The 21,119-nt window shown below is 64.4% G+C and carries 25 protein-coding genes and 1 pseudogene; 10 read left to right on the top strand and 16 right to left on the bottom strand.

All coding sequences use genetic code 11. The features are described 5' to 3' along the window. Window positions 1–6: 6 nt before the first annotated feature. The 5 genes and pseudogenes from CH293_RS02665 to CH293_RS02645 all read right to left on the bottom strand — a co-directional run bounded on the left by CH293_RS02665 (window position 7) and on the right by CH293_RS02645 (window position 4,329). Window positions 7–704, bottom strand: a pseudogene (locus tag CH293_RS02665) (phosphonatase-like hydrolase). Further along, window positions 701–1,855 carry a TIGR03364 family FAD-dependent oxidoreductase gene (locus tag CH293_RS02660; RefSeq protein WP_094719269.1) on the bottom strand — a complete coding sequence of 385 codons (1,155 nt, stop codon included), beginning with the start codon at window positions 1,853–1,855 and terminating at the stop codon, window positions 701–703. The pseudogene CH293_RS02665 and the gene CH293_RS02660 overlap by 4 nt, the downstream one beginning before the upstream one ends. A gap of 83 nt (window positions 1,856–1,938) precedes the next feature. Then, window positions 1,939–2,583, bottom strand: coding sequence for an SRPBCC family protein (locus tag CH293_RS02655; protein ID WP_255122672.1), 645 nt, complete (start codon window positions 2,581–2,583; stop codon window positions 1,939–1,941). Window positions 2,584–2,585: 2 nt separating this feature from the next. Beyond that, on the bottom strand, window positions 2,586–2,975 hold the full coding sequence (locus tag CH293_RS02650; RefSeq protein ID WP_094719267.1) for a helix-turn-helix transcriptional regulator: 390 nt from the start codon (window positions 2,973–2,975) through the stop codon (window positions 2,586–2,588). 67 nt (window positions 2,976–3,042) lie between these two features. After that, on the bottom strand, window positions 3,043–4,329 hold the full coding sequence (locus CH293_RS02645; RefSeq protein WP_094719266.1) for a competence/damage-inducible protein A: 1,287 nt from the start codon (window positions 4,327–4,329) through the stop codon (window positions 3,043–3,045). A 113-nt stretch (window positions 4,330–4,442) separates the two neighbouring features. On the opposite strand from CH293_RS02645, the gene CH293_RS02640 reads away from it, so the two are divergent. Both CH293_RS02640 and CH293_RS28085 read left to right on the top strand, forming a co-directional pair. After that, window positions 4,443–4,859: a hypothetical protein gene (locus CH293_RS02640; RefSeq protein ID WP_176459876.1), complete on the top strand. Its 417-nt coding sequence runs from the start codon at window positions 4,443–4,445 to the stop codon at window positions 4,857–4,859. A gap of 93 nt (window positions 4,860–4,952) precedes the next feature. Further along, window positions 4,953–5,102 carry a hypothetical protein gene (locus tag CH293_RS28085; protein WP_170945138.1) on the top strand — a complete coding sequence of 50 codons (150 nt, stop codon included), beginning with the start codon at window positions 4,953–4,955 and terminating at the stop codon, window positions 5,100–5,102. A gap of 3 nt (window positions 5,103–5,105) precedes the next feature. Here the strand turns inward: CH293_RS28085 and CH293_RS02635 are convergent, their stop codons facing one another. From CH293_RS02635 to CH293_RS02615, 5 genes are all read right to left on the bottom strand, one after another. Beyond that, entirely contained in the window at window positions 5,106–5,567 is a 462-nt protein-coding gene (locus CH293_RS02635) for a preprotein translocase (protein WP_094719265.1), read from the bottom strand. 16 nt (window positions 5,568–5,583) lie between these two features. Then, window positions 5,584–6,366, bottom strand: coding sequence for a twin-arginine translocase subunit TatC (gene tatC, locus CH293_RS02630; RefSeq protein ID WP_094719264.1), 783 nt, complete (start codon window positions 6,364–6,366; stop codon window positions 5,584–5,586). After that, window positions 6,363–6,581, bottom strand: a complete 219-nt coding sequence (locus tag CH293_RS02625; RefSeq protein WP_094719263.1) for a twin-arginine translocase TatA/TatE family subunit — start codon at window positions 6,579–6,581, stop codon at window positions 6,363–6,365. The genes tatC and CH293_RS02625 overlap by 4 nt, the downstream gene beginning before the upstream one ends. 31 nt (window positions 6,582–6,612) lie before the next feature. Continuing rightward, entirely contained in the window at window positions 6,613–7,620 is a 1,008-nt protein-coding gene (locus tag CH293_RS02620) for an intradiol ring-cleavage dioxygenase (protein ID WP_094719262.1), read from the bottom strand. A gap of 149 nt (window positions 7,621–7,769) precedes the next feature. Beyond that, window positions 7,770–8,405: a hypothetical protein gene (locus tag CH293_RS02615; protein WP_037113701.1), complete on the bottom strand. Its 636-nt coding sequence runs from the start codon at window positions 8,403–8,405 to the stop codon at window positions 7,770–7,772. Window positions 8,406–8,649: 244 nt separating this feature from the next. Between CH293_RS02615 and CH293_RS02610 the strand changes: the two genes are divergently transcribed. Next, the gene (locus CH293_RS02610) at window positions 8,650–9,225 is read left to right on the top strand and encodes a dihydrofolate reductase family protein (protein WP_094719261.1); all 576 of its coding nucleotides are present in this window, start codon (window positions 8,650–8,652) and stop codon (window positions 9,223–9,225) included. A gap of 17 nt (window positions 9,226–9,242) precedes the next feature. Here the strand turns inward: CH293_RS02610 and CH293_RS02605 are convergent, their stop codons facing one another. Further along, window positions 9,243–10,019 carry an SDR family NAD(P)-dependent oxidoreductase gene (locus CH293_RS02605; RefSeq protein ID WP_094719336.1) on the bottom strand — a complete coding sequence of 259 codons (777 nt, stop codon included), beginning with the start codon at window positions 10,017–10,019 and terminating at the stop codon, window positions 9,243–9,245. A 134-nt stretch (window positions 10,020–10,153) separates the two neighbouring features. Here CH293_RS02605 and CH293_RS28470 point away from each other — a divergent pair, with 134 nt between their 5' ends. The 4 genes from CH293_RS28470 to CH293_RS02585 all read left to right on the top strand — a co-directional run bounded on the left by CH293_RS28470 (window position 10,154) and on the right by CH293_RS02585 (window position 13,045). Beyond that, window positions 10,154–10,285, top strand: coding sequence for a hypothetical protein (locus tag CH293_RS28470; RefSeq protein ID WP_255122671.1), 132 nt, complete (start codon window positions 10,154–10,156; stop codon window positions 10,283–10,285). 136 nt (window positions 10,286–10,421) lie between these two features. Further along, window positions 10,422–11,393 carry an arabinofuranosidase gene (locus CH293_RS02595; protein WP_037113696.1) on the top strand — a complete coding sequence of 324 codons (972 nt, stop codon included), beginning with the start codon at window positions 10,422–10,424 and terminating at the stop codon, window positions 11,391–11,393. 9 nt (window positions 11,394–11,402) lie between these two features. Continuing rightward, window positions 11,403–12,014, top strand: a complete 612-nt coding sequence (locus tag CH293_RS02590; RefSeq protein ID WP_037113694.1) for a CoA pyrophosphatase — start codon at window positions 11,403–11,405, stop codon at window positions 12,012–12,014. 95 nt (window positions 12,015–12,109) lie between these two features. Next, the gene (locus tag CH293_RS02585; RefSeq protein ID WP_037113692.1) at window positions 12,110–13,045 is read left to right on the top strand and encodes a sensor domain-containing diguanylate cyclase; all 936 of its coding nucleotides are present in this window, start codon (window positions 12,110–12,112) and stop codon (window positions 13,043–13,045) included. 1 nt (window position 13,046) lies between these two features. On the opposite strand, the gene glsA is transcribed toward CH293_RS02585, so the two are convergent. Further along, entirely contained in the window at window positions 13,047–14,237 is a 1,191-nt protein-coding gene (glsA, locus tag CH293_RS02580) for a glutaminase A (protein ID WP_037113690.1), read from the bottom strand. Window positions 14,238–14,340: 103 nt separating this feature from the next. Here glsA and dapA point away from each other — a divergent pair, with 103 nt between their 5' ends. Further along, window positions 14,341–15,219, top strand: coding sequence for a 4-hydroxy-tetrahydrodipicolinate synthase (gene dapA, locus CH293_RS02575; protein ID WP_369597554.1), 879 nt, complete (start codon window positions 14,341–14,343; stop codon window positions 15,217–15,219). 4 nt (window positions 15,220–15,223) lie between these two features. Here dapA and CH293_RS02570 read toward each other — a convergent pair whose 3' ends face one another. Beyond that, window positions 15,224–15,907 (bottom strand): DedA family protein, encoded by a 684-nt coding sequence (locus CH293_RS02570; protein ID WP_094719258.1) that lies wholly within the window; start codon window positions 15,905–15,907, stop codon window positions 15,224–15,226. A 97-nt stretch (window positions 15,908–16,004) separates the two neighbouring features. Between CH293_RS02570 and thiD the strand changes: the two genes are divergently transcribed. After that, entirely contained in the window at window positions 16,005–16,796 is a 792-nt protein-coding gene (thiD, locus tag CH293_RS02565) for a bifunctional hydroxymethylpyrimidine kinase/phosphomethylpyrimidine kinase (protein WP_037113686.1), read from the top strand. An 11-nt stretch (window positions 16,797–16,807) separates the two neighbouring features. Here thiD and CH293_RS02560 read toward each other — a convergent pair whose 3' ends face one another. Continuing rightward, entirely contained in the window at window positions 16,808–17,890 is a 1,083-nt protein-coding gene (locus tag CH293_RS02560; protein ID WP_094719257.1) for an Rv1355c family protein, read from the bottom strand. A gap of 260 nt (window positions 17,891–18,150) precedes the next feature. On the opposite strand from CH293_RS02560, the gene CH293_RS02555 reads away from it, so the two are divergent. Beyond that, on the top strand, window positions 18,151–18,972 hold the full coding sequence (locus CH293_RS02555) for a hypothetical protein (RefSeq protein WP_094719256.1): 822 nt from the start codon (window positions 18,151–18,153) through the stop codon (window positions 18,970–18,972). Window positions 18,973–18,986: 14 nt separating this feature from the next. Here CH293_RS02555 and CH293_RS02550 read toward each other — a convergent pair whose 3' ends face one another. Continuing rightward, entirely contained in the window at window positions 18,987–20,159 is a 1,173-nt protein-coding gene (locus CH293_RS02550) for a diguanylate cyclase (protein ID WP_037113684.1), read from the bottom strand. A gap of 166 nt (window positions 20,160–20,325) precedes the next feature. Continuing rightward, window positions 20,326–21,117 (bottom strand): sugar phosphate isomerase/epimerase, encoded by a 792-nt coding sequence (locus tag CH293_RS02545; RefSeq protein ID WP_094719255.1) that lies wholly within the window; start codon window positions 21,115–21,117, stop codon window positions 20,326–20,328. Window positions 21,118–21,119 lie beyond the last annotated feature (2 nt).

The following is a 21,119-nucleotide window of genomic DNA, read 5'->3' as shown; positions in this document are numbered from 1 at the left end:
GTGTCGTCAGCGCAGTGCGCCCAACAACGACGGTAGATCTGCCACGCTGTCGAGTACATGTGTAGCGCCTGCGGCTCGAAGTCGGTCGGCGTCGTGCGCACCGGTCAGAACGCCGACCACTGCTCGTGCGCCCGATCGAAGTCCGCTGGTGACATCGGAGGTTGTATCACCGACCACGAGCATCGACTGCACCGACGGAGTGCCGGTACGCAGGAGCGCAGTGAGCGGCATGTCCGGGAACGGCCGTCCGCGTACACCGTCACCCGGGCACAGAACGACGTCGGCTATGTCCTGCCAGCCGAGAGCCGAGAGGATTGCCTGCTGGGTTTCGGATGCGAAGCCCGTCGTCAGCGCCGTGGTGACACCGGCCGATCGCAGCGACTTCAGAAGCTCCTCTGCACCGGGGATGGCACTGCAGTGTCCGTCGCGGACGAGTTGACCGTAGCAACGTTCGAACGCCTTGTTGGCGGACTGGGCTTGTTCTTCGTTTCCGCCACTGAGGTGTCGAAGACGTCGATCTTCGATTGACCCATCGTGTCGGTGACATAGGTCAGCATGCGAGCCTTGTCCTCGGAGTCGCGGGACAGTCCAGCATGCTCGTCCGCCGCGGCGAACGATTGCTGGACCAATCCGCTGTCTTCGACTGTCGTTCCGGCCATGTCGAACACGACGAGGCTGATCGGGTGAGTGTCCACGGTGGTCATGCGTCGATTCCTATCGGGGTAGTAGCGAGTGGTTCGAGTGCGCGGGCCAGACTGGATTGGGCGAGGCCCATGCTGGTGGTCATGCCGATTCCGGTCGTCACCGTGACGACGTGTACTCCCGGAATCGGTTCTACGAGAAGGAATTCGGATTCCGGAGCCGAGCTGTAGACCCCCTGCCACCGTTCGGTCACCTCGACCCGGTCGATGCCGAATATCGCCTTCGTTTCGGTGATCAAGGCGTCGAACCCGGCTTCGCTCTGGAAGGGCGACGACGAGATCTCGCGAATGTGCGTGTCGCCGATGAGGATCGAGCCGTCCGGTTGTGGGGTGTACATCTGATGGAGGTCGAGTGCGAGGTACTCCGGGAACTCTGCGCCGAGTCGGCCGGCAACGTCGACAACCGCGGGTAATCCCTCGAAACCGGAGTAACGAAGCAGTGACCATCCGGTGAACAGGGGAGTGGGTAGCGGCGTGGGCAGTTCGACGCGAGCACGCATCATGTGGAGGCGGCACCGCAGAAGGCCGCCGCGCTCTGCGTACTCGGGGAACAGCCGATCGATGTCGTAGTTCACCGTCACGAAGATGGTGTCGGCATGAAGATCTCCCCGCGAAGTGTGGACTACGCCGGGATCGAACGACGTTGCAGCGGTTCGCCAGTGGAAGTCAACGCCGGACGACTCGAGCCATGCGGCGATCGCCGGTGCGGCTCGACGAGGATCGACCTGAAGGTCCAGAGGCATGTACAGGCCACCGGTCACACCGTCGGCCGCAATGGGTAGGCGCCCCAGGATCTGGTCGCGGTCGAGAAGCTGCGCTTCTTCGGGGCCGCGAACGGCTGCGAACTGCCGCAGCACCTCGAGCTCGTCGTCGTGCCGGGCGACGCAGTGCGTTCCCGATTCGCGAGCCCAGAAGCCGGAGCTCGTGGCCAGGTCGAGCCAGTGTGTGCGTCCTGCTCGGGCATACTCGAGCGCCTCGCCCGATTGGGCTGTGATGCAGGCATGTCCGAAGTTCTGGACCGAGGCCCCGACAATGGCGTCTGCATGATCGACGACGGCGACCGTCAACCCTCGCCGATGCGCGTGATAGGCGTGAGCGAGGCCGACGATGCCCGAGCCGACGATCACGACGTCGTAGTTCCGTTGAGTGTGCATGCATCGACTGTCGACCCTGCCGGGTCACTTGTCAATACAGGTTACGAAAATTTACTTCTTGTATATATAACGGTTGATCAGGGTCAGGCCGGATCGGGCGCATGGAACTTGGTAGTGGCCTCGACCGCGGATGCGACGTGATCAGCGTCGCCGCCCGAAGCCAGATGCGCCGCTCCCCATCCCGCGGCGCTCCGACGGATGAACTCGCGGCCTTCCGAGGAAGCCCGCAGCGCATCGTGATCGACGGTGTCACCGCCGTCGAGGAAGGCGGAGAGGGCGAGAACATGCAGATCCCAGCCGACGCCGCCCGCACCGGGGCCGTAGGTCGGAAAAAGGGGCTCTGCCAGCACCGCTGTGTGGACCAGTTCGAATTCGGTATCGCCGTTCTGCCCTGGGGTCAATCGGATCTGCACCTCGCTGGTGCCTGGCCACGCATCGGCTTCCGGCCCGAACATCCAGGTGACTTTCAACAGATGCGGTGCATCGCATGCCAGGATCTCGCCGTGCTCACCACTGCCCAGCGTGAACTTTCCTCCGAGGCGTAGGTCGCCCGACACTGCCGCGAGCCAACGCGCGACGCGGTCGGGGTCGGTAAGGGCACCCCACACGTCGTCGATCCCCGCGTCGTACCGACGGCGGATCTCGATGGTGTACGCATCGCCTGCGGGGAGACTGCTCGTTCCCACTGCCCTGCGCGCGGCGGCCAACTCGTTCAGTACGTCCCTCACGTTCACATCTCCTTCGCTGTTCGATCGGCATGATCGTCGTCGGTGTCGAACTTCGGTAGAACTGTCGAGTTGGCTGCTCGTCTGCCGCGTGCCAACTCGGTCTCCAGTGCATCGAGGCGTTGATTCCAGAATCGGCGAAAACGATTCAGCCACAGGTCGACCTCGCTCAGCGGTCCTGGTTCCACTGCGTAGTACCGGCGCACGCCCTCGGCCCGCACGGAGGTGAACCCGTTGTCGCGCAACACGCGTAGGTGTTGAGAGACGGCAGGCTGGGAGATTGCGAATTCGGCTCGAATCACTTTTGCGAGGGCTCCGGAGGTCTGCTCGCCGTCCGCGAGCAACTCCAGAACCCTTCGGCGCACCGGGTCGCCCAGAATGTCGAAAGCGTGCACCGACGCAGAGTATCAATTGCTGCTTATATAAGTAAAGGGTTAATTGTGCAGGTGCTTTCGCGCTGACTCACCGGGCGGGCGCCAGTGCGTCGGCGACCATGTGCATGGCCGCGGTCGTCGACAGTGCACGAACGGTCGCCCGGTCGCCGGGGAGTCGAAGAGTGCGGGTGCGGGTCGGTCGACCGGTTTCCGCGATGGCGAAGCAGACGGTGCCTACCGGCTTGAGGTCGGTGCCACCGCCGGGTCCCGCGATCCCGCTGGTGGAGACCGCGATGTCGACGCCGACTCGTCTCAAAGCGCCTTCCGCCATCGCGGCCGCCACCGGTTCGCTGACGGCGCCGTGCTCGTCGATCATCTCGGCAGGGACGTCGAGAAGACCGATCTTGGTCTCGTTCGCGTAAGACACGACCGCGCCGACGACGTAGGCCGACGAGCCCGCTCGATCGGTGAGGCGGGCGGCGATCATTCCACCTGTGCACGATTCTGCGGTGCCGATACGGCGGCCGGCCAACCGGTCGGCCACCATGTCGTCGATCGTGGACCCGTCGATGGAAAAGACCTGTGCACCGTGGTGTTCGTCGATCAGCGTCACGAGCTCCGCGTACGACGAGCTCGCACTCTCCGCATACCGGGTCACGATCTCGAGTTCGCCCAGTCGCAAGCAGGTGGTGATCTCGAGATCACCGAATCCCGCGATCCGGAGTTCTGCGGTTCGTAGCGTGGCAGCGAGATCCGCCTCGGACAAGGTGTATGCCCGGATGGTGCTCTGACGGACCTGCGTGCGACGGGCCAGAACCGCGGCGACCGGTTCGCTCGCGAGCGCAGCGGGCCACATTTCCTGGAGTTCACGAGGAGGCCCTGGCAGGATCAGCACAGTGGGTAAGCGCCCGGCGTCGTCTGCCGGCACGACGACACCCGGTGCGGTTCCGGTCGGCGGAATGGACAGTGCGCCAACCGGAACCAGTGCTTGCTTCCGGATACCTGCCTGCAACGGCTCGGAGTCGATCGCGGAACTCATCCGGCTCCGCCATCTCTCGATGATCGCGTGGATGTGCTGCTCGAGTTCCGGATCGAGACGCAATTCGCGGCCGTACAGTGCGGCGACCGTCGCCACGGTCAGATCGTCCGCCGTTGGACCCAAGCCGCCGGTCGTGATGATCAAATCGACACGTTGGTCGGCCAGGAACTGCACTTGGGCGGTCAGATCGGCAGGCCGGTCACCGCAGATCGTGATGTGCGCGACGTCCACGCCCATCTCCAGCAGCTGTTGCGCTACCCACGGCCCGTTCCTGTCGGTCACCCGACCGGACAGGACTTCGGTTCCGGTGACCACCACACCCGCTCGCACAGTCATTCGTCGACCATACTGCCCAGGTTGCATCAACCGAGGGTGTGCCTTTCCGCCTGGCTGCGAGGACGCGGTCCCGCGCACCTCACTATCGTTCCCACTGCATCGCCGATATCGGCATGAACCCTTTTGTGCACCGCGTGTGTCTTCTGGTCCTCGTGCTCGCCGGTGCCTTCGTCGGCGTGTGGGCGTACGCGGCGCCACTCCATTGGTACGACAATTTTCCGGGCTTCGGCATGCAGTGGTTGCCGGTGCTCGGTCCCTACAACGAGCATTTCGCCAAGGACGTTGGAGCGCTGTATCTGGCTCTGGCGATACTCAGCGCATGCGCATTCGTCCGAATCGGTAACAGGACACTGGTTCTCGTTGCAGCGTTGTCGTACTCCGCGTTCAACCTGCTGCACTTCACCTACCACGCAACCATGTTGCACATGTACGACACTCGCGACGCGATCCTCAACGCAGTGTCTCTCGTTGTCGTCCTGCTGTGCTCGATGCTGTTGCTCGTGCCCGCGCAGGCGGGCGATCAGGCCTGACTGTCGAGGTTTGATGCGGTGCGGGGGAGGTAAGCAGCACTATCGATAACAGCACCACCGACAACAGCACCACCGACAACAAGGAGTTCGACGATGAGTACCACCGACACACCCGCCGACAAGAACACAGATGACGGATTGGGCAAGGACGGGTCCATCCCGGACACCGACGACGGAGTTGCCGTCGGTCATACCGACCAGTCGTCCTTCGAACCCGAGGAAGACGAGCAAGCGGAGGGGTAGGTCTTACGCGATCTCGACCGTTCCGACGGGTTCGCGCGGCACGCTGTCCACCTCGGCAGCGATACGCCGTGGGTCGTCCTCGGGGAGTGACGCGATGAGGATTCGCCTCGGGTGCGAGGACGTTCCCGTCACGAGGTACTTCTGCCCCGGGCGCACCGCGCTCGCTTCGATGAGCAGTGCGTCCGCTGGTGGTGCCGCCGAGTTCGGCGTGATCGTCTCGTTCAACGCATCCCGGACGATTCGCCGGGGGTCGTACTGCCGGAGATCGATCGATTCCCATTCGCTGCGTCGCAACGTGACTCCCATTTCTTGCTCTGCCTCGGCGCGCGTGGTGTCGACGAAGTCACGAATCGAGCGGACCCCGTGAGCCAGCTTGCGGGCATAGCCGGGTAGGCGCGAGGGGCCGAGGAGGAATCCGGCGATGACAGCGACCAGGAAGAGTTTTTCGAAGGTCAATCCGAACATGGAGGGGCTCCGGGTTTCAGGGATTCATGGACAGTGATGTGTCGTGGAGGGCACGTCGGGCGGCTCTCTTGTCGTGCACCGCCGTGATTACGAGGGCTGCGCCGAACAGCACCGACATCGGGAGCGCGACGAGGAACATGGACAGAACGTCGGCCGCCGGTGTGACCAGCGCGCTGAAAAGTGCTATGACGACGACCATTACGCGCCAGCTGCGCCGCAGGGCGTGTGCCGATACGATCCCCAGGCAATTCAGCATGACCAGAAACGCGGGAAGTACGAAAGCAATTCCGGTCGCGAGGACGATTTTCATGACGAAGTCCACGTAGTAGGACGCGTTCAGGATGGTGCTGTCCTGGTCGGACGAGAAGCCGGCCAGAACGCTGACCATGCGGGGAAAGAGCAGGAACCCGAAGGCGCAACCAGCGGCGAAGAGCGGCGCGGCCGCTACCGAGAATCCGACGACGTATTTCTTCTCGCGTTCGTTCAAGCCCGGTGCGAGATAGGCGAACAGCTCGCGCAGCCAAATCGGGCTCGACACGATGATTCCCGCGAACAACGCAATTCTCAGTTGGAGATCGAACGCACCGGTCACCGTGTCGTAGTTCAAACTGGCGGCCCGGGTCGCGGCCAACTCTTCGACGGGGGTGCGCAGAACATCGAGAATCGGATCGGACAGGAGAAATCCGATCACGATGCCGATCAGCAGCGACACCGCCGCGCGCGTCGCTCGGCGTCGAGCCTCGCGAAGGTGACCGGCCAGCGGCATCGTGCCGCGCACGGTGGTGGTCGCTGCGGTCATGATGCGTGTCGGTACGGAACCGTCGTGGTGTCGTTCTCGGCACCGATGCGGTCGCGAGTCGACGAGCCGGCTGTCTCCTCACGCACCTCGTCTTTGAGGATTCGCAGGGATTGTCCGACGCCCTTGGCGAGCGACGGGAGTTTGGTGGAGCCGAACACGAGCAGGAGGATCGCGAGGACGATCAGTGCGTGCCAGCCGGTCAGATTGTGCAACATGGTGTTTCCCTAATTTTCGAAGTGGAGTGGGTCAGTTGGAGCTTGTGGGGCCGGCGTTCGGCGGTCCGCCTGCGGGCGGCGCGCCGTCGCCCATCGGGGGCTGGCCACCACCACCCGGACCGCCCCCGGGAGGGGTACTCATCGTGGCTTCGGTGGTGGCATCGACTGCAACTGACAACGATCCGACGTAACCGGAGCCTGCGTCACCGGAGAACGTGCCCATCTGCAGCTCGTAGCCGTCGCCGAACACGTTGTCGTTGTCCAGGCTGCCGAGCTGGGCGAGATTCTCGGCGGAACCGGGGTAGGTGTCGAGCGTGTAGATCGTGTCGAGCATGTCCTGAGGGAAGGCGATTTGCGATGTGGCGATTGCATTCTCGGCAGTCGTTGCGGAGGCCGCGTCCGGATAGACCTCGAAGTGGATGTGCGTCCAGCGTCCGCTGTAGCAACCAGGAACGATGGTCTGGAAGGTGGCGTTGCCATCGGCGTCGGTGACCTGGATTCCGCGAAGATACGTCTCGTCCTCGACGCCCTCGGAGTACATCGAATACAGGCCATCGGCATCGCACTGCCACATGTAGACGGCTACACCGTCGTACGGATCGTTGCCGTTCGCCAGGTCCGTGACCGAGAAGGTCAGGGACAGGGGCACTCCCGACACGCTGGTGCCGCCGTCGAGGCTGGACGTCACATCACTGCGCACGATCCCGGACTCCTCGAGGACGTTGACACCGTTGGTGCCGTCGGCCGGATAAGGGCCGTTTGTCTCCTCGGGTATTTCATCGGTGGCGGCCGTCGTCGAACCGGTGGATGTCGTCGTCGACGAGGCTGTACTGCCTGCGTCGGACGAGCTGGAACACGCTGCCAACGCCAGCGCGCCTGCCCCGGCACCGACGACACTGAGAATTCGACGACGAGTCACCAGCGTGGTCATGTCGAAGCGGGCACCCTGATCGACTACCTCCTCGGTGGGCCGATCGAGAAGGCGCCCTTCGTAAGCCGGGCCGTCGGGTGTATCGGTGGGTTCGGGTACTCGGGTCATTTCCTATTGCTCCTCTGTGGCACTCGGTGGCTCAGTAGGTTCAATAGTGGGCGTCGATCCGGTGAGGACCCTGGCTCTCGGCTGGAAGGTTCCTGTGAACGAGGAAGACCCGGTGCCGTCACGGCATCGGGTCTTCTCGTTCCCGTCGCTCAGGCGGCGTCGCCGAGGCTGGCGGCGGCCTGGGCGCTTGCTTTGTCCGGGTATGTGTTGGTCACGTGCACCATGATGACGATCAAGACGATCGGTACTGCCCAGTTGAGGAAGAAGTCGATCAGATACGGGCTGTCGGTTCCGGTGGCGTGCGCGTCGAGGGCGGTGACGAGTACGGACGCGGCGCCCATCACGGTGATCGCGACGCCCCAGGTGGCGGACAGGACGAAGTTGATGCGCCGGAACAGCGGCGAGGTCCAGTACTCCTGCGGAGTAGACCGTTTCGCGTACTCGGCGGTGAACGGGCGCGTGGACGCCGTGGCCAGCAGGATGAGGCCGAGTACGACGCCGACGAGCGGCCGGCCCCACTCGAAGAGCCAGTTGTCGATGTTCTCGCCGCCGACGAAGCCGACGACGGCGATCAGGGAGAAGAGGACCAGCGAGTACATGTCCATCATCGTGGGGTTGCCCGTGCGCCGGCCTCGGACGACGAACACCAGACCGATGGCCGCGGCCAGCAGTGCGCTCCAGGCGACGCCGTTTGCCGCCATTCTCTGCGCGACCAGGGTGAACGCGATCCAGGGAATGAAGCCGGTGAAAATGGAGAGCGGATTGAGGTTCTTCGGCTCGGACATGTGGATTCTCGCTCTCCGGTGTGAGGGTGCCGTTGCGGTTTTCGGCAGGGTGTGCAGGGTGTTCGAACACGATCATGCGCGAGGGACACGCTGCGGAACATCGGTCACGACGCGTAGATTTTTCTGCCGTTCACGTTCCACTCGGCACTTCTGGAATGGGTGTCCGGTTTGTACAGTGATCCGGCGGGGAGTGACAGGGTGCCTCGCGGAAGAACACAGGACGAACGAGAACTGGGGAAATCGGATGGCACGTGAATTGGTGTGGACGGGTTTCGTGTCGGTCGACGGCGTGCTGGATTCGCCTGGCGGCGAAGCGGAGGGACACCACAGCGGCGGTTGGGTGATGCGCACCGAATTCGTCCCCGAGGCGTTCTCGCTGAAGGGCGAGGAACTGCAGGAGACGACGGCGCTGATGTTCGGCCGCCGCAGCTACGAGGTCTTCGCGCCGGTCTGGGTCGGGTCCGAGGACCACGCGAGCTACAAGGACCTACCCAAGTACGTCGTGTCGACGACCCTCGACGACACAGCTCTGGTCGACGGCTGGGGCGAGACGACCATCCTGCGATCGGCCGAGGACGTCGCGGCTCTCAAGGAATCCGACGGGGGAGCCATCTTCATCCACGGCAGCGGCGAACTCGCCCGCAGCCTGGCGGACGCCGGACTCATCGACCGCTACAACCTGCTGGTGTTCCCCGTCGTCCTCGGGTCCGGCAAAAATCTTTTCGGCCACGACTCACGCCCGGAGCAGCGTCTCGTTCTCCGCGAATCCGCGGCGTACTCCAACGGCGTCGTCAAGGTCGTCTACGACGTGGTGCGATGACCATTCCATCCGTGCACTCACGGATGTAGGTACGACGCGCCGTTGACGTCGACCACCGTGCCACTGCACCAGGCGGCTTCGGGTGACGCGAGGAAGACGATCGTCGACGCTATCTCCTCCGGTGTGCCCACTCGACCGAACGGGCTCTGGCGACGGATGTCGTCACCGAGTTCTCCGGCCAGTTTGGCCGCCTGGCGTTCGCTGGACACGAACCCGGGCGCGACGGCGGTGACCGAGATAGCGTGCGGTGCAAGCGCTACCGCCATCGATTGGCTGAACGCATGCAGTCCGGCCTTGCTTGCACCGTACGCCGGGTAGTCCGGCTCCCCTTTGATCGCGCCCCGGGAACCGACCGAGACAAGTGCACCTGGTGTGCCCCTGTCGATGAGGTGGCGGGCAAAGGCCCATGTCGTATGGGCTGCACCGATGAGGTTGACCTGCAGCATCGCTCGCCAGGCCGACTCCCACTCCTCGAACGACCCCTCGGTGATGGGGTGTCGGTTCGTTTCGGTCGGCCCGACGGCGGCGTTGTTGATCAGCACGTCCACACTTCCGAGACGGTCGATTGCCTCGTCGACGATCCCCGGCCCACCCGTCGGCGAGGAGAGATCACCCGTGACGGTGACGTGTCCGGTGCCGTCGAGGAGTTCGACGGTGTGCGCCGCAGCGTCGACTGCCGTCGAACAGTGGACGGCCACCCGATGTCCAGCTGCCGCGAAAGCTCGCGCCGTGGCCCTGCCGATTCCTCCGGACGCGCCGGTGACCAGGACGTTCGTATAGGCAGGTGTGCGCATGGACGCACTGTATCGAGCGTCGGCCTCGACTTTCGAGTTCACGGTGGGGTTTGGACGTCCTTCGAGCGGGTACCTAGGTCCTCGTGCAAATCGGAGACAGAGCTAAGTTCACAGCGGGGGAGAGCACGGTAATCGTGACCATCGGCGACGTTCGAGACGACGGATTGGTGTTGGTTCAGAACGAACCGTCGGGCGCGGGTGCGTATTCCTTCCTGGTACGTGCAGATCTTCTGGACGCGTTCGACGACGTCCCGGTGACGGTGTAACCGCCCGCTCCTCACAACGCTTTCGGTGCGTTTACAACGGCAACAGTCGTTGTAAACGCACTTTTTTGTTGTAACGATCGACAAGGTCCGTGCAGAACTGGCTCCCCGACGCACGACTACGTGGATACTCCTGACGGTGAAGCCGACTGCGCGTGTACGTCCTGCCGCTCTGTGGACAGTCCTCTGTCTGGTCCTGGGTCTGACGGTGGCCGGGGCGGGCATCGGTGGTGCGCAGCCAGGCGGTCTTCGATACACCGTCGTCGGCTTCAGTGCATCCAGCGACCGCGACATGGATGTGTACGAGTCCACGGACGGCAGCACCTTCCGGACAGTTCGTGAAGGCGCGTTTCGGCCGCCGTCCGGGCTGATCCGCGACCCCAGCATCTTCCGGCATTCCGACGGCCAGTACTACGTCGCGTACACGACGGGAGGCGGAGCGAACATCGGCTTCGCGCGCAGTGGCAATCGCGTCGACTGGACGCCCATGGGCAACTATCCCGTCCCGTTGTGTTGCGCGTTCCTGCCGGGCACCGGAGACGGCACGGGCTCGGCAGGTCCTCCCGGACTGACGGGGTCTGCCGGGTCTTCGGACGGACCTTCCCTCTCGCCGTTCACCACGAAGGCGTGGGCACCGGAGTGGTTCGTCGACGGGGACCGGGTCAACCTCATCGTCTCCCTGTCGACAGGAGGCGGATTCGTCCCGTACCTGATGACCGCGCTCGATCAGTCGTTGACGCAGTGGAGCTTTCCGCTTCCCATCGCAGGCCTGGGTGCCGATCGCATCGATACGACCGTGGTCGAACTAGGAGGGGTCTATCACGCGTTCACGAAGAACGAGACCGACAAGGTGCTCGAACACGCGGTAGCGCCTACTCTCGCCGGGCCGTATACGTTCGTTCCGCCGGGGGACTGGGGTGCACTGGTCGAAGGCCCCGCCGTCGTCCAGCTGCCGAACGGACACTGGCGAATCTACTTCGACGCCTATACCGAGGGGAAGTACTACTACTCCGACAGCGCGGACGGACTTCTGACGTGGAGTCCCAGGCAGGAAGTACCAGGGCTGTCCGGCACGGTACGTCACGTCGGTGTGCTGACCGAACCTGGCTAGGCTTCATCGATGGCCGAAGAATCGAGACTCGAACGCGACGCCATGGAGGCCGCACTCGCAGACTTCGAACCTCGGGAACTGCGCGTCGACGGTAGGCGAGCGGCCGTGGCTGTCGCGATCGGCGGCCAGGCAGGCGACCGCCGGATGATTCTGACGAAGAGGCCCTCGAAGCTCCGTGCGCACCCAGGGCAGTTCGCGCTGCCCGGCGGCAGCCTCGACCCGGATGAGACCGCGCCGCAGGCGTGTCTGCGGGAGTTGGCCGAGGAAGTCGGATTGTCGGCCGAACCGTCGGACATCCTCGGACGCCTCGACGATTACGGCACCCGGTCCGGATACGTCATCACTCCGTTCGTGGTGTGGGTCGGAGACACGTTGTCGACGATGACGGCCGACCCGGGTGAAGTTGCCACCGTCTACGAGGTCGATGCCGCCGAGATCGATGTGGACCCACGATTCGTGTCCATCGAGGAATCCGACAGGCCCGTGGTCCAGTGGCCGTTCCGCACTTCGCTGGTCCATGCGCCGACGGGTGCCATCGTGCATCAGTTCAGAGAAGTCGTCCTGCACCGCCGGCACACCCGGGTCGTGGACTTCGAGCAACCCGTGTTCGCTTGGCGGTGACGGCGTCATCCAAGCGTGCTGTTCGTCTGCCGTGGACCGGTTCGCTCTGTAGTGTTGACGGCTGTTCACTGGACACGGCGGCGGGGCGGGTTTCGATGGGCGGTACGAGCGGGGCGGGACTCGGTGGTGCACCGACCCGTCGGTCGGACGTCCGAGGCTTTACCGAGGACGAGGTCGTCGCGATAGAAGCAGTGGTCGCTCAGCTCCCTATCGCCGTCGTGGTGCACAGTCTGGATTCGGTGATCGTCGCCGCGAACGGTGAATGTCGTGAGCTGCTCGGGTACGACGCCGGCGACCTCACCGGCGCGCCCGTCACCGACTTCATTCCGGATTCCGAGCGGGTGTCGGCCCGCCGAATGGCGCTGGACATCGTGTCGTCGGCGGTGGACGTCAACGGACGCACCGAACCGAGAAGGGCCCTGCGGCAACTGCGTCGTAAAGACGGCGTGATCGTCTCCTGCTGGATGCATGTGGGAGTCGGCGTGCTGGCAGGGCACAAGGTCTTCATCGTGTGCATGGATCTGGTCAACCCGGTGGTGCACGACGCCCACGTGTGGCGGAGTCGAGCCGAGAGAGACGACTTGACCGGACTGTCCAGGCGCGCAGTGTTTCTCGATCACCTCAGCAGTTGGATTGCTGACGATCGAGCGGTGACCTTGGCGTTCATCGACGTCGACAACCTCAAGATCGTCAACGACACGCACGGTCACAGTGCCGGTGACAGCCTCCTGGAAGCCGTCGCGCTTCGATTGCGAGAGTGGTTGCCCAGCGGGGCTGTCGCGGGCCGATTCGCAGGGGACGAGTTCGTCGTCGCGCTTCCGCAGTCCTCACCCGAACCGTCGCTCGCTGCCCTCTGCGTTGTGCTCGACCGCACGCTGACGGGTGAGCCCGTCGCGTGGAACGGCAGGTTGTTGACCCTGGCGGTCAGCGTCGGCGCCGTCGAACGTCTTGCCGACGAGGACTGCGCGGCCCTCGTGGCGAGGGCGGATCAGCAGATGTACGCGGCCAAGACCAAAAGCCGTCCCAAGTAGATCAGGCCGACATCAGACTCTGCGGATCTCTGACCGTCACGTCACGGTTCTCCTCGCGCAGTCGGTCCACGGCATGCTGCAGAAGTGACCGGGCTGCATCGTCGATTGCCCGGACGTGTTCGAAGTCGAGTACCAGTGCACGCGCTGTCGTCCGAGAGAGTGCGACCAGAATCGACTCGGCTCCGGCGAAGCGGAGGTCGCCCTGCAACTCGACGGTCGCCTCGTCGTCACCGTCGGCAGTGGTCCGGACAGCCGAGTCGCCGGTCGGAGAGACGTGCATCATGTGTAGTTCGAGATCCCGCGACAGTCGTTCGAACACCGCCACTCCGCGCACGCTGTTGCCGTGCTCGTTCAGGTTCGGTGACACGACAGCGATACCGACCTGCCCGGGGAGCACTCCGATGATCGCGCCTGCCACCCCGCTCTTCGCCGGGATCCCGACCGTCGATATCCAACTTCCGGTGCCGTCGTACATTCCGCACGTCGCCATCACCGACAGCACGTGCCGGTTGTGCCGGGTGTCGAGCAGTCGTTCTCCGGTTTCGGGGCTGATTCCGCCGTTTGCCATGACCGCCGCGATCGTAGCCAGGTCACGGCAATTGACGGAGATCGCGCACTGGCGGGCATATCCGTCGACCACCTCGGCAGGGTCGGCCCCGAGGACTCCTACTGCCTTCAACAGGTGCGCGATACCGGTGTTGCGATCGTCGGCCGCCAACTCTGCTTCGTGCACCGCGGCGTCGATTGTGAGCTCTCGGCCGGCAAGTCGGCTGTGCAGCAACCGGACTCGTTCGGCTCGATCCTCCGAGGACGTCCCCTCGATCATCGAATGAACCGCAAGTGCGCCAGCGTTGATCAACGCATTGCGTGGCCTTCCCGTCTCGGGTTCCAGCGAGATCTCGTTGAACGAGTCACCGGACGGTTCGGTGTCCACGATCTCGGCCATCGCGTCACGACCACGGTCGTCGAGGGCAAGGGCATAAGCGAGCGTCTTCGCGATCGACTGGACCGAGAACTCGTACTCCGCGTCACCGGCGGTGTAGACCGAGCCGCCAACGGTGGCGAGTGCGATGCCGAACAAATCGGTGTCCGCCCGCGCGAGTTCCGCGTTGCCCTGCGGGATCGATCCACCGTCGGATCCGCGACACTCGTCGAGAACGGTGCGGAGATAGTTCGAGATCGGAGATTCCACACCTCACCGTAGACGACCATCAGCGTGCCTGTTCTCGGCTATTCACCATGTTCGTCTACGATTCCGAGCGGAATTCGAACACATGACGGAAGGCGTCAGAAGCGTGATCACCGGCAGCGTCGTAGCAATTGTCACCCCGATGAAGACCTCGGGCGAAGTCGACTTCTCCGCGCTCGACGCCCTGGTGGAACGGCAGGTGGCGGAGGGCACGTCCGCGATCGTGTCGGTCGGAACCAGTGGCGAGGCATCGACGTTGTCGGTGTCCGAGCACACCGAGGTGATTCGGCGGACCATCGGCGTCGTGGCCGGTCGTGTGCCCGTCATCGCGGGTACCGGGGCCAACTCGACGTCCGAGGCCATCCACCTGACCAAGTCCGCGCTCGCAGCGGGTGCCGACGGTGCACTGCTGGTGACGCCCTACTACGTCAAGCCGCCGCAGGAGGGCCTGTACCGGCACTTCCGCGCGATCGCCGAGGCCGTCGACATCCTGCAGTACCTCTACAACGTCCCGTCCCGGACCGGTTGCGACATGCTGCCGTCGACGGTTGCCCGGCTCGCCGAGGTTCCGAACATCGTGGGATTGAAGGAAGCTGCCGGAGATCTCGATCGTGTTCGTGACCTCGTCGCGCTCGAGCTGGACGACTTTGCGCTCTACTCCGGCGACGACGGCACTGCCCGCGCCAGCATGCTCGCAGGCTTCCACGGCAACATCTCCGTCACTGCCAACGTCGCCCCTGCTGCGATGGCCCGCATGTGTGCCGCCGCGTTGGCCGGGGACGCGGAGTTGGCTTCGGAGATCGACGCGACGCTCGCGGGGCTGCACAGCGCCCTCTTCGCCGAGCCCAACCCGATTCCAGTCAAGTGGGCGCTGGCAGAAATGGGTCTGATGGCCGGAGGTATCCGCCTGCCGCTCGTCGAGCTCGACGAGTGGCATCACGAGGACGTGCGCGCGGCGCTGCGCACCGCCGAACTGCTGGACTGAGCGCTCACCCTTCGGGTCGATCGGTGACCGTACCGGTCGATTGCTCGGTGGACCTTCGTGCCCGGATCTTCTTCGTCACGAACCATCCGACGAGGAGGACTGCGGCGCCGATGGCGACGTACTGGAAAATCGACGCGTAGGTCTCGACGTAGTGCCAGTTCTCGCCGAGGAAGAATCCGGCGAGGACGAAGATCGAGTTCCAGAGCAGGCTTCCGAGCGTCGTGTAGAGGGTGAACTGGGCCAACGGCATTCGGGACACGCCCGCGGGTATGGAGATGCCGGATCGAACGACGGGAATCATCCGGCCGAAGAACACCGCCGAGCGGCCGTGTCGTGTGAACCAGTCCTCGGCCTTGGCGAGGTCACCGGTGTCGACGAACGGAATCCGATCGACGATCGAGTACATCCGATCCCGGCCCAGCTTCATACCCAGCCAGTACAGAACCAGTGCGCCCACGACGGATCCCGCGGTGGTCCAGAACAGAGCTTCGACAAGGGACATTCCGCCGCGTGACGCGGTGAAGCCGGCCAGCGGAAGGATGATCTCGCTGGGCAACGGTGGGAAGAAGTTCTCCGCGGCGACGGCGATGCCTGCCCCCGGTCCGCCGATGGTCTCCATCAAGCCGACTGCCCACCCGGCGATTCCGCCGAGATCGGTGCTGGTTGCGGCAAGGTACGCGTCGTTCATTGCATCGACTGTATCGAATCGGACAAAAGGCCGGCGGCGACGGCGACGGCCCACGTCCGATTCGAGTGGGCATCGGGTCCTCCGCAATAATGGCCGCATGTCGAAGATCGCGTACGTCATCGCAGGCTCGGAAGCGACCGGAGGTGCCGGACTGCAAGCCGACCTCAAGACGTTCGAAAAACTGGGTGTCTACGGTGTCGGGACGATCACATGCATCGTGTCCTTCGATCCCAAGGCAGGGTGGGGCCACCGATTCGTCCCGATCGCCGGCCAGGTCATCGCCGACCAGATCGAGGCGGCCACGTCCGCACATGCTCTCGATGTCGTGAAGATCGGAATGCTCGGGACTCCGGAAACCGTGGCGACCGTCGCGTCATCGCTGAAGCAGCAGCCGTGGCGGCACGTCGTCGTCGACCCGGTGCTGATCTGCAAGGGCCAGGAGCCGGGCGCTGCTTTGGACACCGACAACGCGCTGCGCAGCGAAATTCTCCCGCTCGCCACCGTCGTCACCCCCAACCTCTTCGAAGCGCAGACGCTGTCCGGAATGGAGTCGCTGGAGACGGTCGACGACCTCGCGGAGGCAGCTCGACGTATTGCCGATCTCGGCCCGCGCTACGTCGCGGTCAAGGGCGGCGCCGGTCTGCCCGGTGACGAGGCCGTCGACGTGTTCTTCGACGGAACCGACATCACGGTGCTACGAGCGCCGAAGATCGGTAACGAGCGGGTGTCCGGCGCTGGATGCGTGTTCGCCGCCGCCATCACCGCGGAACTCGCCAAGGGCACCGACGTCGCCGACGCAGTGTCCGCGGCCAAGGAGTTCGCTCATGCGGGCATCGCAGGCCGAATCACCACCGAGGCGCCGTTCACCGCCGTGGACTGGCACAGCTGAGGGGCGCCCTCTCACGCCTCCGCGCGCAGGTCCTCGATCGCCGCGATGTGCGCATCGAGGTTGATGCGGACTCGGCCCGAGCTCGGTGGGTTTCCGAGGCCGAAGGATCGGACGACGGCCGCAACGGACGCTCCACCGAGCGCGACGTCGCTCCCGAGCTGAGGCCACGTCGACAACGTCTTGCCGATCTCAGGCACCGACGCGAGCATCCGCGGAGTGAGCTTGGCGGGATCGAGGATTCGTGCTGCCAGCGGAGCCTTCTGCTCCGGTGTGATGTCGCGGAGAGCAGAAGCGTCGAGGTCGCCCAGCAGGCCGTGGAGCAGGGGACGATCCGGCTCGACGTCGAACCTCTCGACATCGAGTATCCCGCCGTCGCTGGTCTCCATGATCACCGGTATGCCTCGGCGACGCGCGTTCTCGCGAAGCGTCAATTTCGCGTCGAGAGAATCGCATTCGTCGATGACGATGTCGAGGCCGTCCAGGAACGAGTCGATCGTCTCGGGCGTCAACCCGTCCTGGAACTCGACCACCGACAGGTACGGGTCGAGCTCTGCGATTCGACGGGATGCGACGACACTCTTGTTGACGTCCAAATCGAAGAGCGACGCCGGGACTCGGTTGAGGTTGGACAGGTCGAGTTCGTCGAAGTCCGCGAGACGTAGTTCACCGCACAGGCCTTCGATGGCAAGGGTGTGCGCGACGGCGTGACCGACGCTCAGTCCGACCACACCCACCCGCAGTTCGGACAGAGCGTTCTGCTCCGACGCTGTGATCTTGTTTCGGTTCCGATCCAACCGGAGCAACCGGAATGCAGCGGGACCGAGGACCCGAACCAGCGCGTGACGCCACGGGTAGTGCACCCACCACAGAGGTTCCTCGAGCACGTCCGCCCCCGGTGTCGGACGAAGCTCGCCGAGCGATTTACGTTGTGTGACACTGGTGTCGAAGACATGGATTCCGCTCTGCGCGGCAATCTCTTCGTACGCTTCGCGGCCGCTCGTTTCGGCCACATTCAACACAACGTGCTCTGCCACGTCACCCTCGTTCTTCGATGTTTCGTCCGATGCGGCCGGAAGTCCTGCCGCTGCCGTCAAGGTAGCGGAACACCGCCCCGGACGCTGTGGCGAGCGGCATCGATCGTGGTCGTGACCTGACACAAAGATTCAACCGCAAATCTGGAAAGCGGCCTGCTCGCGTGTGTGCGATCTCATCACCTGCGGGCTTTCTGCAGGTCATCGGAGTTACTAGCTGGGCAAACGACCCCAACTACCGGGAAGAATGAGTGGACTGCCGTCCGGCAGTGCCCTCGTCCGGTTCCATTCGGGGATCTGGACCGTTCTCAAGGAGTTAAGACGTGGTTGCACACACGACAGGATCTGCACGCACATCGGCCGTCCACCACTCGGCCGTCCACCACTCGGCCGTTCAGTACAAGGGCCGAGACATCCGCGGCATCAGGCCCCGCCTGACAACGGCAAACACCATGCTCGGGTCGTCCTTCGGACCGCGATCGAGCGTGACGAGCGACGGCACGATGGAACTGGTGGTCGCAACTCCTGCGGCCGCGCCCGAACTGTGGGACCGATACGTCGACGGCGCCTGGTCGTCGTACTCGCGGCACGGGGTGACCCGGGCGCTGGACATCGATGAGGTTGCGTCCGGCGCGACGACCACACTCTTCTACGTCGTCCTCGACTCGTCCGGTGACATGCTCGGCGGAGTGCGCGCGCAAGGACCGTACACCCTCATCGAACAGTCGCACGTGCTCGTCGAATGGGAGAACTCGCCCGGACTCGACGTTGTCGCCGGGCAACTCCGGACTCGGCTGCCCTACGGAATCGTCGAGATGAAAAGCGCCTGGGTGGGCAAGGGCAGTCCGGGGCGAGAGGTCTCTGCCTTGCTCGCGCGCACGGCACTGCCGACCATCGAGTTGACCGGAAGTCGCTACTTGTTCGCCAGCGCGGCCGACCATGTTCTTCGTCAGTGGGAGTCGTCGGGTGGCCGCATCGACGTCGACGTGCCTGCGGCGGCGTACCCGAGCGAGCAGTACCGGACCCGCCTGATGTGGTGGGACCGCGAGACGTTCTCGCGTGAAGCTCAGCCGGCGGTGTGGGAGGACATGGTCCGGGACGCGCACGCTCTGTGCGGCCCGCTCGAGTCGTCGGCTGTGGCCTGAATACTCGCTTCTTGTCACGGCATCGCGCGTCGTGCGACCTCGGCTGCCAGGTCACTTCGTTGTTCGGGAGTGTGCGCTTCCCAGGTGACCAGGACAGCACCTGCATGTGCGGATTGGTCACGCCCGCTGGACTTCGCGTCGTACAGCGCGTTGTCCGCGGCGTGCATGATGGTGTCCACGACGTGTTCGACGTGCGAGCTCTCGCTCGTGGCACCGAAATTGAGCCGGGGATCGAGGGCGGCACGCACGTCCACCGTCACCGAGCCCACGCTGACTGTGACCTCGCATTCCGCGCGAACGCTGTCGAGGATCGCGCTTTCGAGCGGCGTACGTGGTTGCAGTTCGGTGAGGATCAGAAATTCCTCACCACCGATGCGCGAGACGATGGCCTCCTGCGAGCCGGTTCGAGCGGTCGCGTGGCGAAGCGCTTCGGCGATGGTGACGAGAACCCGATCTCCGGCGGCGTGGCCGAGTGTGTCGTTGACGGATTTGAAGTGGTCGATGTCCACGACGTAGGCCCATATCCGACCGCGGCTGGTGCATGCCTTGTCCAGGAGGGCCTCGACCTGCGACAGCATTCCCCGGCGGTTCAACAGGCGGGTCAGCGGGTCGGTGTTCGCCAGCACGCTCAGGCGACCGTTGACTGCCAGGAGCGAGCGCCGTAGAGCGGCGATCAGTACGACAGGGACCAGAACGGTCGTCGCGGCAGCTCCGACGGCGACGACGGTGACGGCCACTCCGGAATCGGACAGTGTGATCGACGACAGCCACGTCGCGAGAACAACTGAACCGGCGGTGACCGCGGCGGTGATCTTCGGCGGCGACCCGGCAGCGGCGATGGCGGGGACGACCGCCAACATCGACGTCACTGCCCGAGTGCCCGACGGGTCGGCGATGAGGTACGCGGAGATCGCGACTCCGACCATGCCACCACTGCCGAGTATCGCGAACTGAACATCGGTCAGGCGACCGATCTTCAGCGCAACGACAACGGTGAGCGCCGTGAAGCCCACGATCGCGCACAGGAGCGGGAATGCCCCTGGCTTCAGGAACGTGGGCGAGATCATTGCGATGGCGAGGAGAGGCAGCGCGCCGGTAGCGCTGGCGATCACCATCGCCGTGCGCGTGTCGAACCGCGCGGTCAAGCGCTGCGGCTCTACACCGGCTCGGCGCGTCAACACGCTCATAGGTCAGTGCCTCGGGTCGGGAAGGGACAGGTCCCGGCCAGCATAGCGCCCATGATCACGGATGTAGACGATCCCGAAGTACGCCAGAACCGACCTTCTGGTCGGAAATCTTGTGGTCGGACGATCTTTCGTGAACGTGGGTCCGTTTGCCCGTCGTTTGCGGGAGCTACATCAGGCCGAGCGACCTGAGGTGGTGGAGGCTGTCCATCCGGTCGGTGGGATCGTGCAGTTCGATGCCGATCAGCCCGTCGTAGCCGGCGCGGTCGAGGAGGTCGAACGTGCCGACGACGTCCAGGGTGCCCCGTCCGAGCGCCAGGTGATCGTCGACGACGCCGTCGTTGTCGGTGAGCTGAACGTAGGCGACGCGCGGCCCGAGTACGTCGACGAACTGGGAGACACCGCCCGGGAGCAGATGGGCGTGACCCACATCGAGGCATGCCTTCAGTGCAGGCGAATCGACGGAGTCGAGAATTGCCAGAACTTCCTCGGCCGTGCATCCCAGGTAGCGAATCTCGGCCTCGACCGGAAGAACGTTCATGTTCTCGAGGACCATCGTGATTCCGCGGTCGTGCGCCCGGCCGGCGACCTCGCCGAGAGTTAGCGCGAGGGCGTCGAGCGGCTCGTCGAGACCGAGTCCGAAGTGATAGCCGGCGTGCACGATCAAGGTGTCGAGCCCGAGGCGGTCGGTGAGATCGATGTACTCGAGCAAGTGGGCGACGACGGCGGGCCGGACGGTTGGATCGGTTTCTGCGGAGTTGACCGCCGACGCGGAGTGCACGACACATCTCATGCCGAAGGACTCGACGAGTCCGCGGACGGTCGCGATGCGCGTGTCGTCGAAAGTGCGCGGCTTGTTCTCGGGCTCCTGGCACGCGAGTTCCAAGGCGAAGACACCTGCGGCGGCCGCGAACTCGAAACCAGGTTCGAGTGGTCCGCGTCCGGTGGACAGCGCGATCATCG

The sequence above is a fragment of the Rhodococcus sp. 14-2470-1b genome (assembly GCF_002259415.1).
Lineage (GTDB): Bacteria > Actinomycetota > Actinomycetes > Mycobacteriales > Mycobacteriaceae > Rhodococcoides.
The sequence above is the reverse complement of the archived record's forward strand: the minus strand, read 5'-3'. Positions and strand labels throughout refer to the sequence as shown.